We start from the raw sequence: 21798 nt of genomic DNA on the forward strand, positions 1-21798 counted from the left end.
GCTTAGCTATGGTAGCTATAACTTGTGAGTGTGAGGAGCGAGCATGAAAGCAAAATATTTATTACTGTACAGCATCTGGGGAATCCTGTTGGCATCGCCTGCGGCAATTGCCGAAACTTCTGAGGATCTACCTTCGGTAAAGTCGCAAGGCAACGCCGAAGCAGCGCCACAGCTTCTGGCTGCAAGCCAAGAGCTGCTTGCGGGCGCTGCTCCAAGCAGTTTAGAACCGCTTAGGGGCGATCGGTTCGTCAGCAAGCAAAAATCGAGCAGTCCCTCTAAATCTAAATTTGCCGATCGCGGTGTCGCCGAGGCGAGATCGGCAAACCTGATGAGCGGAGAACATATCGGCAGCGACGATCGCCCTGTCGAGTCACCGCAAATCCTTGAAGCAGGAGGGAATAGCAACCGGGCGGGAGCGCCAGCAGATCGGGCTTTAGAACCAACCGACGAGATCGAGCCAGCCCTAGAATCATTAATATTGGAGCCTAAAGTCGCTGTTACTGGCAATGACCAATTACAATTGTCTCCAACAATACCAAACACTTCATCCAATACGCCCCCTGTTACGGTTAATAACCAAGCGGATCGGGCTTTAGAAACTACCGAGAGAAATCCAGACATAGAATCAGTAATATCAGAGCCTAAAATTGCTGTTACCGACAATAACCAATTACAATTGTCTCCAACAATACCAAACACTTCATCCAATACGATCGCTATTACGGGCAATAACCAATCACAATTGTCTCCAACAATACAAAACAATTCATCCAATACGATCGCAGCAAAACCTTCGGACTCCCGGAAAAATCAACAACCAAAATTTCAAACAAGTGCAGCAGCAACAGCCATTGCTCAATCCTTAAATGATGCCCCGATCGGCACCCCGAGACCGGTCAATGAGGTAGTTCAAGAAACAGAAAACAATTCAGCCTCCAACTTAATGAGGCAAGTAACATCTGTTTCCCAACTCTCAGACGTAAAGCCAACAGACTGGGCTTTTGGCGCCCTGCAATCGCTGGTTGAGCGTTACGGCTGCATTGCGGGCTACCCCGACGGTACTTTCCGAGGCAATCGAGCACTAACTCGCTACGAATTTGCTGCTGGCTTGAATGCTTGCTTAGACCAAATTAGAACCCAAATTGGAGCCAAGAGTGCCGATTACCTCACCAAAGAAGACTTAAGCATCGTCCAACGGCTGCAAGAAGAATTTGCAACGGAACTAGCAACCCTGCGCGGCCGAGTTGACTTGCTAGAAGCGCGGACTACAGAATTAGAAGCAAATCGTTTTACCCGCACCACGACAATTTTTGGCGGAGAAGCGATCTTCGGGCTGTCTCAAGCGTGGGGTGGGAACCCTCCGGGCGAAGGCAAATCCAACCTCGCCTTCACAAACTTGGTGCGGCTGCAAACTGTCACTACCTTTACAGGAAAAGACAGGCTGCGAATCGAACTGCAATCAGGGAATTTCCGAGGCCGAGGCTTTGCCGAACCTAGCGCCCTCAACACCTTTACTTCCCTGCTATCCTTTCAGTCAGATACCGCCAACCAAATCCAGCTCTCAATGGTAGAGTACCGCTTTCCAGTCTTGAACGATCGCATTGTTCTCACCCTCCGCCCCGCAGGTTTTAACCTCAGCAGCGTCCTCACCGCCAACTCGCCCTTCTATGACAGCGGCCGAGGAGCCATTTCCCGCTTCGGAGAAGCCAACCCTATCTTAAAAATCGGCGACTTAGATACAGGCGTAGGGATGGACTGGCTGATCGGACGGCGCTTCCGCTTGCAGTTAGCTTACGGCGCGAGAAATGGTAGCAGTCCCAGCCAGGGAACGGTATTTGGCAAAGACAACTGGGTGGCCGGAGCGCAATTTTTATTCCTGTTAGGCAATAGCGCTCAAACTGGTTTGACCGCCATCTACGGTTCATCCCCCAACGGCCGCTTGGGAACCTTTACAGGAAGCGGCGCGGCTGACGCTTCTGGATTCATCAACCAGCGCTCAAATATCGGCGCTGTCGGCGGCAGTTTTCAATGGCGCGTTACCCCTCGCTTCACCTTCGCCACTTGGGGCGGTGTTATGGGCGCCTATGCCTCCAAAACTGAATCGGCCGCTGCCAGCACGACCTTTGCCGTTGCTTTAGGATTTCCTGACCTGGTTCAGCAGGGAGACTTGCTGGGGATCGTAGTCGGCCAGCCGCCCAGTTTGGTGCAGTACGAGGATTTTTCCGTATCCACTGGGTTGCCGGGAGGCAAAGATTTTTCACTGCACGTTGAAGCTTTCTACCGCTTCAACCTCAGTGATTCTGTTTCGGTCACGCCCGGTTTCTTCTTAGTGACAAACCCTGGCAATTTTGCCAGCAACAACACGATCTATATCGGCACAATCCGCACGACTTTCAGATTCTAACTGTTACTGTAGTAGTTAGCTGCTAACTCGCAAAAGAGGAAAATTTAATGGCAACTCAACAAAAAATTACGCGCATTTTAGCTGGTGGCCGCCTCTGGGTGTTGCCTGCTGCTTTTAGCTTCCTCAGTTTAAGTTGGGTAGCACCAGCAAATGCGGTCGAAACTGCACCGCCAAAGCCACCCAGCTTTTTAATTTCACAAGCAACCCAAACTAAACCTGCTGCATCTCGCCCTCGGCCGAAGCCAGCATTTTTTGAAGAAGAGAGGAGACCGAGGTTTGGGTTTGGGGACTTCCTGAACTCTGCCTTGGATGGGGTAGACAATTCCTTTTCTGGCGATGCCGTGCAAAAGTCTTCGATTACTCTGGAGCCTCTGTCGGGAGTTTTCACGACAGGCATTAATGGCACCCTCACAGTGGGTATTAATGATAATCGCCGGACAACTAGCGACCCGATAAATAATCCTGCTTTCTTGAACGGATCTTTTATCAGCACTGACGGCACTAACCTGCAATTTTCTAATGTCATTTCTGGTTCTGGTCCCCAAAGAGGAACTTTGAACGTAAATGGTACGATATTTATCAATGGCATACCAAGTCCTGTCATCGGCGTTCGGGAATACAGCGCCAGCGGTAACGAAAATAATGGTTTTGTCAGCGCAACGGTGCAGTTAGTCGATCCGAATAACCCGTCGCAAGCGATTTTTATCCAAGTGCCAGCGAGTCGAAATTCAGGCGATAGAAATACGGCAAGGGGCCCTGCTAACCTGTCAATCGGTCGCCCAATTGACCGCTAAGCGGATCGAGAAAATAGAGAAGGGAAAATGCCTTTGCAGTAGTAGCATGGGCATGATTCCCTGCTCGTCATCTAAAAAACATTTAGTTGGTAGTTTGTAGGGTGCGTCAGACGAAGTTATACAACGACTATCGAGGATGGATGGTTCTGACGCACCCTGCTTTATATGCCAGTTGCGTAAGTTTTAAATTAGCTAACTTAATGAGGAAATGTGAATATGTTGTCGATCAAACTGATGCTGGGACAACTTTTGGCTGGCCTCGTCATAGGATTGCAAGCAATGCCTGCTGTGGCGGAACTCTCCCCACAGGAAATCAATTCCATCGCCCGACAGACAACGGTACTGATCGCGCCCGGACTCACCCCGGAGTTGCGCCGGGACTTGGAGGAGAACCGCAATAACCCGTTAGAAAATAGACAAGTCTGGAACCCAGGTTCAGGGGCAATAGTAGCTCGTGAAGGCAATAAATATTACGTTTTAACAGTCGCTCACAACTTCTTGCAGAGGTACTTAGATAATCCAGAGTTCTGGCAAAACTCTGGTGGAACTCCCTTCTACGGCATCCGCACTTGGGATGGGGAAGTTCACAAAATCGAAGGTGTCAATGACGGCCGGGGTTGCCCGCTTAGAGGCATCGCCGAGGCGCGAGCGCTGATCCGATTCGGCTGTCGCGATCGCTTCCTCCCCGGTACAGAAACCGTAGATCGCAATGAGGGCCAAGATAACGTCAAAGGCATCGACTTAGCCATCATCAGTTTTACCAGCCCCAAAGACTACGCCGTTGCTTCTCTAGGAGATGCCAGGACAGTCAAAATAGGCGATCGGGTTTACATTTCCGGCTGGCCAGATCCCGAACTCGAGCAAGCTCAAGCTGGTCAAAGCGTCCGCCCGGTTTCCCGCAGGCAGAGGCGTTTAGCATGGGGTTCTGTGGGGGCGAAACTCTCGCCTGATGCCAGCAACCAAGGCTACAGCATCTTTTACACTGACTGCACTCGCGCTGGAATGAGTGGCGGGCCTGTTTTTGACAAAGACGGCCGTCTTGTCGGCAATCACGGCCTGGGCAGCAGCAACAAGCAATCCTGTGGCAGCGAGGGCAGCGCTAACAGCTTCCTGGAATCGAGGGAGCGCCCGGATGCGCCCGGACAGATGCCTGACGCCAACAGCTTGAGGCAGAGGTTTAGCGGTTCGCAGCAAGTCAATCAGGCGATCGACTTGACACAGCAGAGCAGACTGCGTTTACCCTTCAACTTGCAGATGCCTACTGCTGAGTTGATTAATAGAGGGTTGGCTGGTCAATCCGTTCAAGTCCCTTTTGGCAGCAGCGGCCGCCTCGAGTTTGACATTGCCGCCGATCGCACTTCAGGCGCATTTGACGATCCCAGCGATGTCATCCCCGACATTTACAAGGAATATTCCTCCTTTTCTGGACTGGGTAGCCGGGTGAGAGATGACCCCTCCGGCGGGTGCGGCACTATTTTGCTAGGAGAACCTTGCCCGTAAGGGAGAGAGCAGAAGGAAACTTAAAACTTCTGCTCTCTCCCTTACCTCTAAGCTTCTGTGCCAATCCCTTCCCTGCTACCAAACTAAACCGCCAGCCGGCGAGGCGTTGGGGGCAGGAGCGTCGGGACTGGCTGCAGCACCAACACCTTCAACCACCGTGCTATTGAGGAATTGCTTGAAGTCAATGTAAACAGCGCTGGGTTCGTCTTGGCTTTCATAGAGAGGGCCGCTCGCGCCAGCGCGGACGTTGAACAAGCGCTGTACCGTTTCCCCAGCATTCGACCCCGGTTTGAGGGTAAATAGTACATTAGCGCCACTACAGGGACGCCCGCTAGCCTGTACCGCGCACACCACCGCTTGCCCGTTCACGTAACCGCTGGTGATGAAGTTGAGTTGCCCGGAGTTGTAAAAATTCTGGAAGCGTGCAGAAACCTCCTGGCAGCGTTTTTCCGGGGTGAACCCTCCTGAGCTGAAATAGTCAGAGAACCAGCGGATCACAGGAACTTGGCCTCGCGCTGTGACAGCATAAGTTGTGGGCAAACCGTTAGCGCCAGAAGCGCAAATAAAGCTTGTCCGTTGTACTGGGGCGGGCAGCGTCACAACAGTTTGTTCTGGGTCGATCGGCGGGCTGCTGGAAGTCGCGCCCAGGGGAATCAGGCCCGGCGGCAGGAGTACCCTGTCAATCCTGACAATCACCCCATTTTTTGCTAGCACTGGCAATTCTCTAGCAGTAGCGTCGTTGAGAATTAGTTGAGTGGCGCTAGAGCTAGGACTAACTTTTACTGTCGTGCTGTCTAGGGTTTTGAGTTCTCCACTTAGGAGGTCGCTCTCACTGATTTCGCCAGGAATGACGTGATACCTGACAATTCTTTGCAGCAGTTCTCGGTTTTCTGGCCGCAATAATTTTTCCAACATCCCTGGCGGCAAGGCAGCAAACGCTTCCTCTGTCGGTGCGAGAATGGTAAGCTGATTATTTCCTGACAGCAGGGGCATTAAGTTAGCTTTCTGCAAGACAGCAGTAAAAGTTTTTAGATTGCGGTTTTTGCTTAGCCCCTCAACTAAAGTGGGACTATCTTGTGATTCGTAGGAAGCGCCCCGGTTGAAAAAGCGATAATATGGGTAAAACCGCTGGGCCAATGCGGCTGAGAAACTATCGAGTGCGATCGCCCCTGCGAGTCCGACAATGACTGCTAACCTGTTAACCCTGCCTGTACGCTTTAGCCTATTCATAAATATATTCTCCGTTTAATACATTAAACTTTGATAAAGCCTTGCCTGACTGTATGGCTTTAATTTCTCTCATTAATGTGCCATTAGTGGCAAATTGTGGAGTTTTTTGACAGGTTCTATCTCATATAATATCTTTAGTAGGTAATAGATGGCAAGGGGACACCAAAAGTTATCCTTGCTGCCAAAGTACACCTCTGGCGCTCTGGACTAAATGCTCAATATCCAATAGAAACTCGCTTAGGTCAAACACCATGCAGGGGACAATAGTAGGTGGACGCTACAAAATTATCAGGCGGTTGGGAGGCGGGGGCTTCGGTGAGGCTTATCTGGCTGTTGACACGCAGTTACCGGGAACCCCCCAATGCGTCGTCAAACAGCTCAAGCCTCAAACTGCCGACTTAGCCACAGCGCGGCGCCTATTTGACCGAGAAGCGACAACTCTGCACAAGTTAGGGCAAGGCCACGACCAGATACCGCGCCTGTTTGCCCACTTTGAAGAAAATGAAGAATTTTATTTGGTTGAGGAGTATTATGAAGGCGAGACGCTAGGCGAAGAAATCCAGCGTTTGCAGCGTTTCAGGGAACCGCAGGCGATCGCCCTGTTGCAAGATATCCTGTCAGTCCTTCAGTACGTCCATAGCCACAACGTTATCCACCGAGACATTAAACCGTCCAACATCATCCGGCGTAAGCGAGACGGAAACTTAGCCCTGATTGACTTTGGCGTTGTCAAACTCATTAACAGTTCCAACCGGCCAGCGCTCGATACCAACGCTCAAACTGTTGCCGTCAGCACTTATGGCTATACGCCTCCGGAACAACAAAACGGCCATCCCCGCCTGAACAGCGATATCTACGCCTTGGGCGTCACAGCAATTAAAGCTTTGACGGGAAAAGACATAAGGGATTTGCAGATTAATTTGCACAACTGGCGGGAGCAGGTGCAGGTGAGCGACGAGCTGGCAGCGATTTTGGATAAAATGGTGCGCTTGGACTTTCAGCACCGCTACCAGAGCGTTGAGGATGTGCTGGGCGACTTAGAGGCGATGGTAGGGGAATTCAACCAGCCCACGCAAATGCGGGAAACCCAGGCGCGGGAAACCCAGGCGCGGCCAACTCAGGCGAGGCAAACAGCGCTCCGCCCCGCTCCGACTCCAGCACCTGCGCCGATCGCCCCAACTAAGGGGTTTGCTTTTAAACCCTGGCACTTAGTGGCGATCGCAGGTGTCGTTACTGCTGCGTTATTGGGCGGGTGGAAGCTCTACGAACCCAATTTCTACTTGCAACAAGCTAAGCAACAGCTAGATAAATACCAACCAGAAAAAGCCTTAGACACTTTTCAGAAACTCATTGACAGCAAACCGAATGACCCCCAAGCTTGGAAGGGCAGGGGAGATGCGCTCCTAGCTCTAGCTCGGTATGAAAGATCCCTCAGTGCCTATGACAAAGCGCTGCAACTCCAGCCGAACGATGCCAAAACATTAAACAAAAAAGGCGAAACGCTTTATGAATTGCAGCGCTACCAAGAAGCGCTAGATACTCACGAGCAAGCGCTCAAAGCTGCTGATAACGACCCCGAAGCGTGGTATGGCAAAGGCAGGGCTTTCATTGGCTTGAAGCGCTACGAAGATGCTCTTACTGCCTTTGACAAAGCGCGGGAAATTAAGCCTCAGTCCCCCTCAGTTTGGTACAGCAAAGGTATCGCCTTAGAGTATTTGAATCGGCGGCCAGAAGCGCTCAAAATTTATGAGGAGGCAGTGGGAACTTACGACGAACAGCTTAAAGCGAACCCTAATAATTTGAAAGGCTGGGTCGAACGGGGTGCTGTGCTCAGCAAGTTGGGGCGATTCAACAATGTACTCGAATCGGCAGAAAAAGCGCTGAAAGTTAACCCGGACTTCTATCCGGCACAGGTACTCAAAGGCAATGCACTGCGGGTTACAGGCAAGGCAGATGAAGCGCTACAAGCTTATAACAAAGCCCTGGACATCCGCCCGGCAGATTATTTGACGCTGCACAACCGAGGAACGTTACTAGCAGAAAAAGGAGATTTTGTACAAGCTATTAAATCCTTTGATAAAGCCCTAGAAATTCGGTCAAGCTTCTCTCCGGCTTGGGTCGATCGCGGCATAGCTTTCAGCCAAAATAACCAACAAAAAGAAGCAATCGAATCTTTTGACAAAGCGCTCAGCTATGCACCAAAAGATGCTCAAGCGCTAGTTGGCAAGGGAATTTCGCTGAGTGCGCTGAACCGAAATGAGGAAGCGCTAGCTGCTTTTGAACAAGCCAAAGAAATCGATCCAAATGACCCCTTTGTTTGGGCGAACCGAGCGGCTGTTCTAGAGAATTTAAAACGGAATGACGAAGCACTAAAATCCTATGACGAAGCAATTCGGCTGAAGCCTGACTTTCAAGCGGCGATCGAGGAGCGGCAAAAGTTGCGGCAGAAAATCAACTGATATTATGTCGATTACAACTCACTGAACGATAGCTTAAAAATATCTATCTGACCCAAAGCATTCAGGATAAAAGCCCCCGGATTCATCCGTCCAGAAATAAAAAACCTGTATCCGATGAAACTTGCCGAACGTATTTATCCGTGGGATCAATGCTTTAATCTAAAATCTAAAATCTAAAATCTAAAATCGATTGACCTCTGAGTCGAATGTGCGAACCCACTCATTCAAACCAGAGGTCAAACTACAAAATCTAAGTCCAAGGCGAGAGAGGCTGCCAATTTTATAGCCAATTTAAGATACAAGAAGATACAAGAGATGAATAGCTAATTGAGCAATAATTAGCTTTCACCACAACAGTCCATTTTCTGAGGCGCTATCTCCGTACTCACCTTGCGGTTGAGGATAAGAAATTACTGGAGGTGAGAGAGAATAAGGGGTTCTTCTGGGTGTGTCGCCTGCCGATTTATGGCCTAGTTGTACAAATGTCTCAATCGGAATTGCCCAACTAGATTCGATCATTAAATCCCTTGGCAAATTCGGCTTAGAACCATCTTTAAATACATAAGGATCGCCCCACAAAGGATAGGCGTGCATTCCATTGATTCCCACAACTTCCCCCCTGCTATTGAGCAACGGCCCGCCACTCATTCCCTTTTCAACAGGATTGCTATAGCCAATCTGATACCCTCCAACTAATGCTTTTGGAGACAGAAGGGAAACAGTCCCTAACAAAAATTCAAACCCTCTTTTTTCAGAACCCTCTTGACCGGGAAACCCGGTAGCAAAGACTTCATCTCCTACTTCGACAGGTGATGAAGCTAACCGCGCTACTGAATATTCCCTCGTACTTCTGAACTGCAATAGAACTAGATCGTTGCCGTCAAAAGAGCGATTTTTGAGCAATTCACCGTGATATATTTTCCCATCAGGAGTTTGAATGCGGTGGCTTTCGCCAACAGCTAAAACATGATTGTTGGTAAGAATTGTGTAGGTCTCGCCTTGCTTTTTAATCAATATTCCTGAACCTGCACCGTATCCAGATAGGACTTTAACTGCGATCGCCCGTGCCTCATTCTTGATTTGGGCTACTGTCAGTTCTTGAGCGTTTTCTCGCCGGTCATTTACCTCAATCAAGCGCGATTCGCTGACAGGTAAGGACTGTACTGGCTGTTGAGTATACCAACAGCCAATACAGGCGATTAACAAATAGCTCAAACGCAGTTTATACCGCCAGCTATGCAAATTCATGCTGCATTCCTCGGTGATTTTCAATTAAACATGCCGCCACCACCGTTACTCGGCTCAACGTTGGGCCGAGGGCGAGTGGGAACAACGGCGGGTTGAGAATTGAGATCGGGATTAGGAGCTGAACCAGCGGTTTGAACGACGGGCGCTTGTTCGAGAAATTGTTTCAAATTGACGGTAGATGAATCGCGACTTTCAAGCAGGGGAGCGTTAGACGCACCAGTACCAATATAAAATATCTGTTGGATACGAGCGGCTGCATCTGACCCTGGTTTGAGGGTGAAAAGCAATTTTTCCGAAGTGCATGGAGGGCTGCTATTTCCTGCACAAATAGCTGGCTGGCCGTTAAGATATCCAGCGGTGAGGAAGTTCAGTTGGCCGTTGCTATGGTGCCTTTGAAAGCGACTAGATACTTCTTGGCAGCGGCGCTCTGGGCTGTATCCTGAATCAGTAAAAAAATCAGAAGTCCACTTCACCACTTGAACTGTTCCTCGCCTGGTATTGGCAAAGGTTGTTGGTATACCGTCGCTACTTACGCCACAGAAGAAGGTAGTGCCTTGAGCATAACTGGGTTGATTGAAGGCGGTGACAGTGCCGATCGCGATCGTGCCCAATGTCACCGCAGCAGTTAGTGATTGCCATTTAGTCATTTTGAGTTAACCTATTGGATTATTGGATAAAATTAATTGAACTCAAACTTTCTTTGAGTTATCTTGTAGTAATAACAGCGATTATACAACTTGCCAACAGCAATTTAGCTAACTTTGATCGGAAAAGAGAGCATGATTCCCAACTGCAGGCTATGCTAATACAGCCACTTAACTTTTCAAGTCCTCAAAGCAGCGATGCACTTGATGAATCTGGTCTAAAGTGTTGAGTTAGATCTATTTAATCTTTTCTAACATACCGCTCTGAGGAAAGTCAAGATCATCTCCGGGGAATTTGAACTAATCTTGACTTTCCCCCTTAACTGTAGACTAAAGCCCGTGGCAGATGGTCTCTCCGGCTCACGCCCTCATATCGTTTGCGGTTGCTTAAATCCTCCCTCTATCTCTTAGTCCGCGAAGGCGGACTTTGTGTGACAAGAAGCGGTTTAAACCGCCGATATATCTTACGGTGTCGGATTCGGATACTTAGCGTGCACCGCATCGATTTCCGCGATGATATGCTTATCTAAATTCACATCCAAACTACCGATATTTTCCTCCAACTGTTCGAGGCTGGTTGCACCGATAATAGTGCTAGTTACAAACCAGCGCGATCGCACATACGCCAAAGCCATCTGCGCCGGACTTATCCCATGTTTCCCCGCAATCTCAACATACGCTTTCACGGCATCATTCAGATTAGTTTTATCGTAACGCTGACCAAATCCCGCAAATAACGCCAACCTTGAATTTTCTGGAATTCCCTTCAAGTATTTACCCGTTAACAGCCCAAATCCCAAAGGACTATAAGCCATCAATCCCACATTCTTAAAGCGGCAAGTTTCTGCTAAATTTAGGTGGAATGTCCGATTGCTCAAACTGAAAGCATTCTGAATCGAAACAACTTTCGGCAAGCCGTGTTTTTCAGCCAACGTACAAAACTCGCAAACTCCCCAAGGCGTCTCGTTACTCAAACCCAAATAGCGGATTTTTCCAGCTTTAATTAAGTCAGCAAACACCTCTAACTGTTCCAAAATCGGTACTGTTTCGTGCTCTTGGGCGATGTCGTAATCCGGCGCGCCAAATAAGGGCACGTAGCGGTCTGGCCAGTGGATCTGATAGAGGTCGATGTAGTCGGTTTGCAAGCGCTTCAGGCTGTCATTCAGGGCTTTTTCGACATTTGGGCGATCGATCTGATTTTTCCCTTCCCGAATCCACTTTAATCGAGTGCTTCTGCCCGCCACTTTAGTCGCTATAATGACCTTATCCCGCTGCTGTTTCGCCAACCATTCCCCGATATATTCCTCTGTTTTCCCCTGAGTTTCCGCCTTCCCAGGGACAGGATACATTTCTGCCGTATCGATAAAGTTGATTCCTCTATCGATCGCCAAATCGAGCTGTTCGGCCGCTTCTGCAACCGTGTTCTGCTGGCCATAAGTCATCGTACCCAAACAGATTTCAGATACTGATAAATCGCTGTCGCCGAGTTTGTTGTATTCCATGATTTCGCTTGCTGGAAAATTATATGATTCTATATTACAGAAAAACCTAGATTTAATTGACAACTCCAGAAAAGTGCGCGAGGCTTACTCCTCTCTTCCTCTTTTCCTCTGCGCTCTCTGCGCCCTCTGCGGTAAAAAAAAATTAAAATATCTCCGCACCTAAATGTTAATATAAATAATTCGTATCCCTCTGATGTATGAGTAACCGCCCGCCCAAAGTTCCCTTTGTAAATCTCTCCCTGCAACACCAACCCATCCAACCCCAAATAGCAGAAGCTATGGGAAAAATAATCCAGGAAGGAGACTTTATTTTAGGCCAAGCCCTCGCCGAATTTGAAACAGCATTTGCAGCAGCTTCTGGAGTAAAATACGGCGTAGGAGTGGCTTGCGGAACAGATGCGATCGCTCTGGGACTCCAAGCTTGCGGCATTAATCCGGGCGACGAAATTATCATACCCGCTAACACTTTTATCGCCACCGCGATCGCCGTGATCCAAGCCAAAGCTATACCTATTCTTGTAGATTGTGACCCGGAAACCGCCCTGATTGACCTCACAGCAGCCGAAACAGCAGTTACCTCGAAAACTAAAGCAATTATCCCCGTACACCTCTACGGTCAAATGGTATCGCCTGGGCAGCTTTTAGATTTTGCGAAGCGCCACGATTTAATCATATTTGAAGATGCCGCCCAAGCGCACTTAGCCGAGAGAGAAGGATACCGCGCGGGCTCCATTGGTAAAGCAGCAGCATTCAGCTTTTATCCCAGCAAAAACCTTGGTTCTTTTGGCGACGGCGGGATGTTAATTACTAATGATGCAGAGCTCGCAGAAAAAATGCGAACTCTCCGCAATTACGGAGCACCCAGCAAATATTTGCACACAGAAATTGGCAGCAACAGCCGCCTCGACAATTTGCAAGCTGCCGTGCTCAATGTTAAATTGCCTTTCTTAGAAAAATGGAATCGCGATCGCACCGACGCTGCTCAACACTACAATACTTTACTAGCACCATTGAAACACAAAGGCATTGTACCGATCGCCAACCACAGCAGCAGCGGTCACATTTATCACCTCTATGTTATCCAAATTACTGAGGAAAGCTCGTTAGCGAAGCCCTCGAAGAGGATCGACCGCAACACCCTTCAGGAAAAACTCGCTCAACACGGCATTGAAACAGGTATACACTATCCCATACCTTGTCACCTGCAACCCGCCTACCAAAACTTAGGCAATCCGGGCGACTTTCCCCACGCAGAAACCCTGTGCCAACAAATTTTATCATTGCCAATGTATCCCGGATTGAGCAATACTCAGATCGAGCAAGTTGTTCGGGCGATCGTACTATCATTGAATTGCTAATTGTTCATCAAACTAATGCTGCAGGTGCTTCAAGCAGTAGGGTGCGGTTCTCAAAGCGTTTTTGTGGGGAATTAACAAATCTTTAACTGACAGTTCAAAACCCCAAAGCGTTGCGAATCCAGCGCGGCAATCTTAAAACTTCTCAAACCATGCACATCCAGCGCAAAATTCGCATTGTTTTCAAGCGATACCTCCTGGGGGAAGGTATCACGGTGCTCCTAGTGCTGCTGTACGCCCCCCTGCTAGTACACTGGTACAACGGCTGGTTGAACAAAAACATCAGCATCGAACACGAATATTTCAGCCACGGACTAATTGGTTTGCCCTACGCAGCTTATATTGCTTGGATGAACCGAAAGTGCTGGCGCAGCTTACCCAACTCACCGCATCCTTTGGGAGGCTTTTTGCTGGTACTAGCCACGCTTTTTTATCTGAGTCGCTTGAGCGATTTAGTAAATTTATCCCTGCCCGTAATGCTGGCCAGCATTTGCTTATCTTTAAAAGGAATTCCCGGCTTGCAATTGCAGGCGATGCCGCTTTTATTCGTATTTCTTGCCTCGCCCAACCACATTCCTTACCTCATAGAACCCTACGCCTTGCCGTTGCAGCAATTCATTGCTGAAGCATCAGGCTGGATATTAATTAAGGTTGGTATCAACGTGAGAGTGGAAGAAATTTATCTGTACGTAAACGAGCGCATTGTAGAAGTTGCTCCGCACTGTGCAGGCTTAAAAATGCTGTTTACCAGTCTTTACGTCAGCTTAATTCTGCTGGATTGGACGGGAGTTTGGAACTCTCGCAAAAAAAGCCTTTTGTTTTTAGTGATTACATCCATTATTAGCATCACTTCCAACATTTTTCGCAATACTTTGCTAACTTACTTTCACGGAACCGACAGAGAGGCGCTTTTTACTTGGCTACACGCCGGATGGGGCGGAGATTTGTATTCTGCTTGTATACTAGGGTTATTGGTACTTGTCCTCAACGGGATGGAAAAGTATTTCCCAAGTCAGTCTGGCAATTAATGAAACAGATGATTTCAGCACAGAAACTACTGCGGCGGTATCAATTATCTAAAATTATGGTACTGGTGTTTTTGCTGGTATTAGTTGGGGCAGTAGCAATTCCCGGCTACGTGACGGGAAGGTGGCCTTGGACAAATCCGCCAACCCTTGCCAACCTCAAGCAATTAAGAAGTGTGCGCCAAAACGGGATAAAAATTCCTGGGTGGCAGGTTATAGCCGTTCAGAATAACGTCCAAATTGGCGCTCACAGATGGTTAGTTCAAGAAATTAAAAATGATCAAACAATTGCCCTTTTATTGCTGTTGCCTCAAAATTACGCCAAAAACCAGCCCCAAGTGGAATGGCTAGATATCGATGGATTTCACCGGTGGCAAACCGATTCTCATCGCACTTTGAGGTTTACAGTTAAATTAGCACCAATACCCGGCCAGCCACCGCCTACTGTCGAGGCCCGGTTTTTCCGAAGCTGGACTCCCCAACAAACTTTTGCTGTCGTGCAGTGGTACGCTTGGCCTAACGGGGGTTCTCCAACAACCAGCCGCTGGTTTTGGGAAGACAGCATTGCTAGACTGTCGAACCGCCGCGCCTCTTGGGTTGCTGTCAGTATCATCCTTCCCATTCAACCGCAGGGCGACATTAATATAGCTCAACCATTGCTGGAATCTCTTGCCGAAAGTGTCCAGGCTAAATTAATTACAGAAACTTTTCGCTTTCAGTAAGCAGGTAGGTGCAAATAAATCAGCCTAGGGGGTGCGCGGATTTTGCCACAATCAACTGCTTTCTAGTAAATATCTGGGTTCAACCCGCCCGAAAATATCTTATTGTTTTTTCTCCTCGCTATATTTAGATGAAACTTACCAGTCAGGTCATTATTCAAAATATTACTTTTTTAAATCCTCTGAAAATGCGGCAAAAATCCACTATTAAAAATCGCCTCGCTTTTTCCTTGGCCGGTCTGTATTCAACTGCTTGGACTCTATCTTTTGCTGCTGTATTCTGGGGTTTTAATAGCAAAAATTTTTCGGAAACGGCTTTAGCTCAATCTGTTGTTCCAAGAGACGAGCGACTCGTGGCGCCACCGCCATTGCGTTTACCGCCACCGCCGCCTGCCAATTTCAACCGGGATATTAACCCAGCTTTTCGGAATCGGCCCTACCGCCTGGGCCCAGGAGACCAGATTTCTGTTCAAGTTCAGCGCTTCCCTGAGCTAGGTTTTACAGGTGCCATCAGCCCTGAAGGGGTAATTGTACTGCCACTAATCGGAACAGTAAATGTGCGCGGTCTTACTGTCGAAGAATCACAGCAGCGCCTCCGGGAGCGTTTTGGCCAATTTATCAAAAATCCTCAAGTCTCGGCTGCTTTGCTGGTTCAGCGCCCCGTAGTGGTTACGGTGACGGGGGAGGTGGCGAGACCGGGTTTTTATCCGCTGCAAACCCCCCAGCTTCCTGCGGCTCTGGCGGCTGCTGCTGGGACTAATCCTACGGCGGAACTGCGAGGGGTGCGGGTGCGGCGGACTCTGCCGTCCGGTGATGTCGCGGAGCAAGTTGTTGATATTTTGACACCGTTGCAAACTGGTATTGCTCCGCCGGATTTGCGTTTGGAAGATGGAGATGCGATCGTCGTACCGTATAAACAGGTTACGCCCGATCGCAAATCCGATCAAGATTTAGCATCGAGGTACAGCCTCGCTGCTGCTGCTGTCCCCGTCCAAGTCACTGTCACCGGAGAAGTCAGCAAACCTGGTTTTTACACGCTTCCGGCGGGTTCTGGTCGAATTTCGGCTGCTTTGGTGACTGCGGGGGGAGTCACGGGAAAAGCCGATTTGCGGGAGGTGCGAGTGCGGCGGACGCTGATGGACGGCTCGTCGGTGGAGGAACCAATCGACCTCTACACTCCCCTAGCAAACGGTAACGATTTGTTCGATTTTCCTTTGGCATCGGGAGATGTGATTGTCATCCCGGAATTGGATGCTAGTACCAAAAACCTAGACTACGATAAAGCTCTGGTTTCGCGGTCTACTCTGATTAAGCCCAGGATCTACGTTCGAGTTTTGAGTTACGCTAGTGGTGGTTTGACCTCGTTCTACGTTGAAAATGGCAGCAGGTTTTTGGATGCTCTCAACAACTTGCCTGTTAATCTTGCTGACTTGCGGAAAATAGCCCTGATTCGGTTCGACGAAAAGCAAGGTAGAACAATCAACCGTTCGATAGATGCTAAAGCTGCTTTGGAGGGTACTATTTCTCAGAACCCGATGCTCGAAGATAATGATGTGATTGTGATTGGTAGGAATTTGGTAGAGCGCATTGGTTATGTACTCAACACTTTTACTCGACCATTTCGCGATACTTTGGGATTTATTCTGTTCTTTGAGCAGTTGAGAAATGGGGTAACAGATTTGTTCGGCCCGTCACGTAATGATAGGTAGTCATACTATTTTCGATTTTTGATTTTCGATTTTCGATTTGAGATGGGGGATGACTTATGCGATATGGGTTTTAATCACCGACCGAAAGTTCTAAGGTTTTTGGGGGATTTGTAGAATTAGTCCGCAATCATTAGTTATCGTTAACAATCTAAAATCTAAAATCTAAAATCTAAAATCGTCATGACTTTATCCGTTGTTAAACGTTATTTAATTGCTTTCGACCAATACAAGTGGGTGGGACTGGCTACTCTCGCGGTGACTGTGGGCGTGTCGGGAGTAGTGGCCCTGCAGCCAAAGCCGGCGCCAGTTTACGTTGCAATAGGTACGCTGGCCTACGACAGACCGAGCGTGATTTTTTCATCTACTACTACTAAAATTCAACAGGAAGGACAAGAAATAACTAAAGATATGCTGCTGGATAAAAGGGTGGTTGAAGCAGCCGCAAAAAAACTCATCAAACCCGAAGGAAAATTAAACAAAGAAGAAGCGGAAAAAATACAAGCTTTGGCTAACAAGCTGGGAAAAGATGTGCAAGTAAAGATGCCCGGTAAGAATAATGACCCCAGCGCTTTGATTCAAGTATTGTACAAAAATGCCGATCGCCAAAAAGCAGAAGTGGTAGTAAAGACGCTGATGAACGAAATGGTGGTTCGCAGCAAAACTCTTAATACTTCTAGACTGCGTGAGACGATCGCCCAAATTAACGAGCGTTTGCCGAAAGTAACTCAGGAACTTAGAGAGACGGAAGCAAAACTTGAAGCCTACGAAAAACGAGAAGGAACTTCAATTTTAGCAGCTCAGAGCGGTGCTTTGCCGCTAGCGATTACCAGCAGCCAACAGCAGCAGCGGCAACTCCGCGTGCAGTTGGAAGGAATAGAAGCTCAAATTAACAGTTTGCAGGATCGCTTGGGATTGAATGTGGAGCAAGCTTACGTCGCTCAAGCACTCTCTGCCGATCCAATTATTGCCCAACTGCGAGTGCAATTGTTTTCGATCGAATCTCAGCTCAAAATTCTCCGCAGCGACTTGCAGGAGGAACACCCGAAAATTGTAGAATTGGTGAAACAAAAACAAGCTTTTGAGCAGCAGTTGCAGCAGCGACAATCTGAGGTACTCGGCGGTAACGGAGTGGCGGCTCCGCTCAGAAGTGCCGATCGAATTCGGGTAGACTCTTCTTTAGATCCGGCCAGACAGCAGTTAGCTCAAACTTTGATTGCTTTGCAAACGCAGCGGGATACGGTGCAACAGCAACTCCAAGGAATCGAGAAAACTGAACAAGAATTGCGTCGGGAACACGCGACAATCCCCAACAAGCAGTTAGAACAAGCCCGTTTGGCCCAGCAAGTGGCGTTCAAAAAAGCTCTCTACGACAAGATGCAGTCGGCTTTGGTAGATGCTGAGGCGGCGGTAGCTGAGACAAGGGGAAGTTTGACAATCGCCCACTTGCCGCAAACTGATGACGTTGAGTCAAATAAGAGAGGTTTGCCCGTGATGCTGGCGGTGGGAGGATTTGTGGGATTACTGCTGGGCGGGGGGTTGATATTTTTGTTGGGGATGCTCAACGGCAAGTTTTACAGTTGGGAAGAAGTGCGGGCGGCTTTGGTGGAAAAAGAGGTGCCGATACTGGCAGTTTTGCCGGAAGTGGCGGTGTTTGATTCCTACGCCGATGAAATGCCTTTGGCCCTGGAGGCAAATTCTCCCTATTTGGAATTTTACGAGCGGTTGCGTACTAATTTGCGCCGGATCGGGAACAAACCGGTGAAGGTGGTGTTGCTGACTTCGGCGGCGCCTTTGGAGGGGAAAAGTTTTAGTGCTTACAATTTGGCAATTGCATCGGCTCGATCGGGTAAACGGACTTTGCTAATTGAAGCAGATTTGCGATCGCCTTCTAACGTTGAATCTTTGAAAATTTCTGCTGATCCTTTGGCGACTGTGGAACCTTTGCACTATTACGGCAATATTAGCGAGTGCGTCCTTTTGGTTCCAGAGGTAGAGAACCTATACGTTGTGCCGAGTCCCGGCTTTTTGCGGCAAGCCTCCGCCGTACTAGAATCAAGCGAAATGCGGAGATTGTTTGAGGATGTTCGCAACCGCTTTGATTTTGTGGTTGTGGATTCTCCGGCTTTGAGCGAGTGCAACGACGCGCTGACGCTGGAACCGTACACGGACGGTATGATTTTGGTGGCGCGGCCTGGTTACACTTTGTCTAGTATGTTGTCTGAGGCTGCAGATCAGTTGCTGGAATCTGAGGAGGACGAGTCGCATAAATCTGGGCCGCGGCTGTTGGGAGCGATTATTAACGGTGCTGATATTCCGGTGAAGTTCCGCAATGATATTGATATTGATGAATGGGAGTTGCCTGTGAGTGCGATCGGCGATCGCGCGATCGAAGTGCGATCGAGGCAATTACCGCAGCACTCAAAGCCTAAAAATAAGGCTATTAATAGTAAATGGAGATAATTTATCTGGCTTGATTCTTGTACAGCAATCCTCAACGAAATATGAATATATTGTAGGCTGCGACATAAGCAGCTTAAGCTGAAAGCACTGTTAACAGCCCGTCGATTTGAGATTTTAGATTGATATCAATTCCGGTGGCATTGGAATGATTAAACCGCAGAGGACACAGAGAACACAGAGTCAGAGAACAGAGAGATGAATCATTTCTATGCTATTAGATTTGAGATTTGAGATTTGAGATTTGAGATTGATATCAATTCTGGTTGCTTTGGCCTGATTAAACCGCAGAGAACACAGAGAACACAGAGTCAGAGAACAGAGAGATGAATAATTTCTATGCTACCGAATTTGAAATTAAAAATTGACTCCACAGATTCATCTGGGAGGGTAAACATTAATCTAAAATTTTTCGCTTGTCAACAGTCAACAGTCAACAGTCAACAGTCATTACTTGAAAAAATATCATCGCACTATTGATTGGATTCCGGGCGTTTCTGGTGTTTGCTCTGGATAAACTGTTCCAAATCGGCGATCGCATCTTCAAAATCCGACAAATTAATTTTCGCAGGTCTAGTCTTCTTCGGCAAACTCGAAGATTGACTCGAAGACTTAGCCGGAGGCGGTGGAGATTTAGGTTGTGCAGCTTGACTGCTGTTCGATTCTATAGAATCGAACAATTCATCCAGGGACTCAAAAAATGATTGAGCCGAGGCCCGGCGTAAATCTTTCTGGTCGTCGTCATCCGTCATAAGCCACTCCATAGGGTCTAAAATTTGGCAACAAAGTCTGTCCGCCCCGGCGCGTGCAGATATTAGACATGAAAACCGACTAAAACAAGCAGGAGGACAGAATTTAACCGGGCGATGGGAATGCCTGTGGCTGAACTTGCTGCCCCATATAAAACCTGCCGCGGGCATTGTCAGCCTTCAAACTATATTTAACTCTACACCCGCCTACTGAGTGATTTGAGACTTGGTGCAGACCCCGCTCAAAATCCTTGACCCTGAAAAAATCTCAGTTATGGCTCTTTCGTTGTCTAATTAACCCTAGTCTAGTCGAGAATAAGGAGACAGGACTTATGCAACTATTACCGCTGTTCAAGGGTTGCGATGGGAACGCGCCAGCTCGAAAGGACGGAGAGACGGTGTTTTTTGCTTGAGTCCTAAGATTTCAAAAGCATTAGGAGATTTTAAGGTGACTCAGGGATTTGATTACGATTTAGCAATTATCGGCGCTGGCGTGGGCGGACACGGCGCGGCCATACACGCGGTTAGCTGCGGGCTGAAAGTGGCAATTATCGAAGCAGGGGACATGGGGGGGACTTGCGTCAACCGTGGCTGCATTCCCTCGAAGGCGCTCTTGGCGGCTTCCGGGCGGGTGCGAGATTTGCGGAATGCCCACCACCTGAAGACTTTGGGCATTCAGTTGGGGAGTGTGGATTTCGATCGCGGGGCGATCGCCAATCACGCTAATACTATTGTTAGCAAACTTCGCGGCGACTTGACCAACAGCCTCAAACGTTTGAACGTCGATGTCATCCAAGGTTGGGGCAAAATTGCCAGTGCTCAAAAAATTACCGTCGAAACCGATAAAGGCGAGAAAACTATTACCGCCAAGGATATTATTCTCGCTCCCGGTTCGGTTCCCTTCGTCCCCCCTGGGATAGAAATTGATGGCAAAACAGTATTTACCAGCGATGATGCTGTCAGGTTGGAATCGCTGCCGAAGTGGATTGCAATTATTGGCAGCGGTTATATCGGTTTGGAGTTTTCGGATATTTACACAGCCCTGGGCTGCGAAATTACGATGATTGAAGCTCTAGACCAATTGATGCCGACTTTTGACCCGGATATTGCTAAGTTGGCAGAACGAGTGTTAATTGCACCCCGCGATATTGAAACAAAAGTAGGTGTTTTGGCGAAGAAGATTACTCCTGGTTCGCCGGTGATTATTGAATTAGCTGATTTCAAAACTAAGGAAGTTGTCGAAGTTTTGGAAGTAGATGCTTGTTTGGTAGCAACTGGCCGAGTTCCGGTGAGCAAGAATTTGGGGTTAGAAACTGTTGGCGTGGAAACGATGCGCGGTTATATCCCAGTTAACGATAAGATGCAGGTTTTGGCGGCGGGAGAACCGGTGCAAAATTTGTGGGCGATCGGCGATGTTAATGGCAAGATGATGTTAGCGCATTCTGCGTCTGCTCAGGGAATTGCCGCGGTGGAAAATATTTGCGGCCGTGCCCGCGAAGTGGACTATTTGAGTATCCCGGCGGCGGCGTTTACTCACCCGGAAATTAGCTATGTGGGGATGACGGAACCTGCGGCGAAGGACTTAGGAAAAACAGAAGGGTTTGAGGTCGGTTCTGTCAAGAGTTATTTTAAGGGAAATTCTAAGGCTATTGCGGAGGGTGAAACCGACGGTATGGCTAAGGTGATTTACCGGAAAGATACTGGGGAGTTGTTGGGAGTTCACATTTTCGGTTTGCACGCTGCGGATTTGATTCAGGAGGCGGCAAATGCGATCGCCCAGCGCGATTCTGTGAACACTTTAGCATTCCGAGTGCACACTCACCCGACGCTTTCGGAAGTGTTGGATGAGGCTTTCAAACGGGCTGCTGGAGCGGGTAGCCATTAATCTGTAGGGGCAGTTTTATTGTTTTATATCCCCGACTTCTTCAATAAGTCGGGGATTTCAGTATTCTGTTTTAGGGCGGTGGTAGAGCAAGTTAAAGGAGATGAAAGTGCTCGCAATT

At 48.5% G+C, this 21798-nt stretch carries 15 protein-coding genes; 10 read left to right on the plus strand and 5 right to left on the minus strand.

Annotation, left to right across the window (positions count from 1 at the left end; genetic code table 11):
* The first annotated feature begins 43 nt into the window (after positions 1–43).
* The 3 genes from QUB04_RS16460 (at position 44) to QUB04_RS16470 (ending at position 4698) form a co-directional block, all read left to right on the plus strand.
* The gene (locus QUB04_RS16460) at positions 44–2404 is read left to right on the plus strand and encodes an iron uptake porin (protein WP_333285885.1); all 2361 of its coding nucleotides are present in this window, start codon (positions 44–46) and stop codon (positions 2402–2404) included.
* A 47-nt stretch (positions 2405–2451) separates the two neighbouring features.
* Positions 2452–3198, plus strand: a complete 747-nt coding sequence (locus tag QUB04_RS16465; RefSeq protein WP_333285887.1) for a hypothetical protein — start codon at positions 2452–2454, stop codon at positions 3196–3198.
* Between the two features lie 216 nt (positions 3199–3414).
* Positions 3415–4698, plus strand: a complete 1284-nt coding sequence (locus QUB04_RS16470; protein WP_333285889.1) for a serine protease — start codon at positions 3415–3417, stop codon at positions 4696–4698.
* A 75-nt stretch (positions 4699–4773) separates the two neighbouring features.
* On the opposite strand, the gene QUB04_RS16475 is transcribed toward QUB04_RS16470, so the two are convergent.
* Positions 4774–5928, minus strand: a complete 1155-nt coding sequence (locus QUB04_RS16475; protein WP_333285891.1) for a COP23 domain-containing protein — start codon at positions 5926–5928, stop codon at positions 4774–4776.
* A 251-nt stretch (positions 5929–6179) separates the two neighbouring features.
* Here QUB04_RS16475 and QUB04_RS16480 point away from each other — a divergent pair, with 251 nt between their 5' ends.
* A complete protein-coding gene (locus tag QUB04_RS16480) occupies positions 6180–8387 on the plus strand; it encodes a tetratricopeptide repeat protein (protein ID WP_333285892.1) in 2208 nt (735 codons plus the stop codon).
* Between the two features lie 345 nt (positions 8388–8732).
* Here the strand turns inward: QUB04_RS16480 and QUB04_RS16485 are convergent, their stop codons facing one another.
* The 3 genes from QUB04_RS16485 to QUB04_RS16495 all read right to left on the minus strand — a co-directional run bounded on the left by QUB04_RS16485 (position 8733) and on the right by QUB04_RS16495 (position 11781).
* Entirely contained in the window at positions 8733–9635 is a 903-nt protein-coding gene (locus QUB04_RS16485) for a serine protease (protein ID WP_333285894.1), read from the minus strand.
* A 20-nt stretch (positions 9636–9655) separates the two neighbouring features.
* The gene (locus tag QUB04_RS16490; RefSeq protein WP_333285897.1) at positions 9656–10282 is read right to left on the minus strand and encodes a COP23 domain-containing protein; all 627 of its coding nucleotides are present in this window, start codon (positions 10280–10282) and stop codon (positions 9656–9658) included.
* A gap of 461 nt (positions 10283–10743) precedes the next feature.
* Positions 10744–11781, minus strand: a complete 1038-nt coding sequence (locus tag QUB04_RS16495; RefSeq protein WP_333285899.1) for an NADP(H)-dependent aldo-keto reductase — start codon at positions 11779–11781, stop codon at positions 10744–10746.
* Positions 11782–11978: 197 nt separating this feature from the next.
* Here QUB04_RS16495 and QUB04_RS16500 point away from each other — a divergent pair, with 197 nt between their 5' ends.
* From QUB04_RS16500 to QUB04_RS16520, 5 genes are all read left to right on the plus strand, one after another.
* Entirely contained in the window at positions 11979–13139 is a 1161-nt protein-coding gene (locus tag QUB04_RS16500; protein ID WP_333285901.1) for a DegT/DnrJ/EryC1/StrS family aminotransferase, read from the plus strand.
* A gap of 149 nt (positions 13140–13288) precedes the next feature.
* A complete protein-coding gene (gene crtB, locus QUB04_RS16505; protein WP_333285998.1) occupies positions 13289–14164 on the plus strand; it encodes a cyanoexosortase B in 876 nt (291 codons plus the stop codon).
* Between the two features lie 8 nt (positions 14165–14172).
* Positions 14173–14883, plus strand: a complete 711-nt coding sequence (locus tag QUB04_RS16510; RefSeq protein WP_333285904.1) for a cyanoexosortase B system-associated protein — start codon at positions 14173–14175, stop codon at positions 14881–14883.
* Positions 14884–15011: 128 nt separating this feature from the next.
* On the plus strand, positions 15012–16589 hold the full coding sequence (locus tag QUB04_RS16515) for a polysaccharide biosynthesis/export family protein (RefSeq protein ID WP_333285906.1): 1578 nt from the start codon (positions 15012–15014) through the stop codon (positions 16587–16589).
* A gap of 180 nt (positions 16590–16769) precedes the next feature.
* Positions 16770–19049 carry an AAA family ATPase gene (locus QUB04_RS16520; RefSeq protein WP_333285908.1) on the plus strand — a complete coding sequence of 760 codons (2280 nt, stop codon included), beginning with the start codon at positions 16770–16772 and terminating at the stop codon, positions 19047–19049.
* A gap of 470 nt (positions 19050–19519) precedes the next feature.
* On the opposite strand, the gene QUB04_RS16525 is transcribed toward QUB04_RS16520, so the two are convergent.
* Positions 19520–19810 (minus strand): hypothetical protein, encoded by a 291-nt coding sequence (locus QUB04_RS16525; RefSeq protein WP_333285910.1) that lies wholly within the window; start codon positions 19808–19810, stop codon positions 19520–19522.
* A 433-nt stretch (positions 19811–20243) separates the two neighbouring features.
* Between QUB04_RS16525 and lpdA the strand changes: the two genes are divergently transcribed.
* Positions 20244–21680, plus strand: coding sequence for a dihydrolipoyl dehydrogenase (gene lpdA, locus QUB04_RS16530; protein WP_333285912.1), 1437 nt, complete (start codon positions 20244–20246; stop codon positions 21678–21680).
* Positions 21681–21798: the final 118 nt, after the last annotated feature.

The organism is Microcoleus sp. D2_18a_B4, from assembly GCF_036702475.1.
Lineage (GTDB): Bacteria > Cyanobacteriota > Cyanobacteriia > Cyanobacteriales > Microcoleaceae > Microcoleus.

Excerpts from the sequence above, each read along its gene's own strand:
- QUB04_RS16460 (WP_333285885.1), top strand. The coding sequence starts at position 44 with ATGAAAGCAAAATATTTATTACTGTACAGCATCTGGGGAATCCTGTTG.
- QUB04_RS16465 (WP_333285887.1), top strand. The coding sequence starts at position 2,452 with ATGGCAACTCAACAAAAAATTACGCGCATTTTAGCTGGTGGCCGCCTC.
- QUB04_RS16470 (WP_333285889.1), top strand. The coding sequence starts at position 3,415 with ATGTTGTCGATCAAACTGATGCTGGGACAACTTTTGGCTGGCCTCGTC.
- QUB04_RS16475 (WP_333285891.1), bottom strand. The coding sequence starts at position 5,928 with ATGAATAGGCTAAAGCGTACAGGCAGGGTTAACAGGTTAGCAGTCATT.
- QUB04_RS16480 (WP_333285892.1), top strand. The coding sequence starts at position 6,180 with ATGCAGGGGACAATAGTAGGTGGACGCTACAAAATTATCAGGCGGTTG.
- QUB04_RS16485 (WP_333285894.1), bottom strand. The coding sequence starts at position 9,635 with ATGAATTTGCATAGCTGGCGGTATAAACTGCGTTTGAGCTATTTGTTA.
- QUB04_RS16490 (WP_333285897.1), bottom strand. The coding sequence starts at position 10,282 with ATGACTAAATGGCAATCACTAACTGCTGCGGTGACATTGGGCACGATC.
- QUB04_RS16495 (WP_333285899.1), bottom strand. The coding sequence starts at position 11,781 with ATGGAATACAACAAACTCGGCGACAGCGATTTATCAGTATCTGAAATC.
- QUB04_RS16500 (WP_333285901.1), top strand. The coding sequence starts at position 11,979 with ATGAGTAACCGCCCGCCCAAAGTTCCCTTTGTAAATCTCTCCCTGCAA.
- crtB (WP_333285998.1), top strand. The coding sequence starts at position 13,289 with ATGCACATCCAGCGCAAAATTCGCATTGTTTTCAAGCGATACCTCCTG.
- QUB04_RS16510 (WP_333285904.1), top strand. The coding sequence starts at position 14,173 with ATGATTTCAGCACAGAAACTACTGCGGCGGTATCAATTATCTAAAATT.
- QUB04_RS16515 (WP_333285906.1), top strand. The coding sequence starts at position 15,012 with ATGAAACTTACCAGTCAGGTCATTATTCAAAATATTACTTTTTTAAAT.
- QUB04_RS16520 (WP_333285908.1), top strand. The coding sequence starts at position 16,770 with ATGACTTTATCCGTTGTTAAACGTTATTTAATTGCTTTCGACCAATAC.
- QUB04_RS16525 (WP_333285910.1), bottom strand. The coding sequence starts at position 19,810 with ATGGAGTGGCTTATGACGGATGACGACGACCAGAAAGATTTACGCCGG.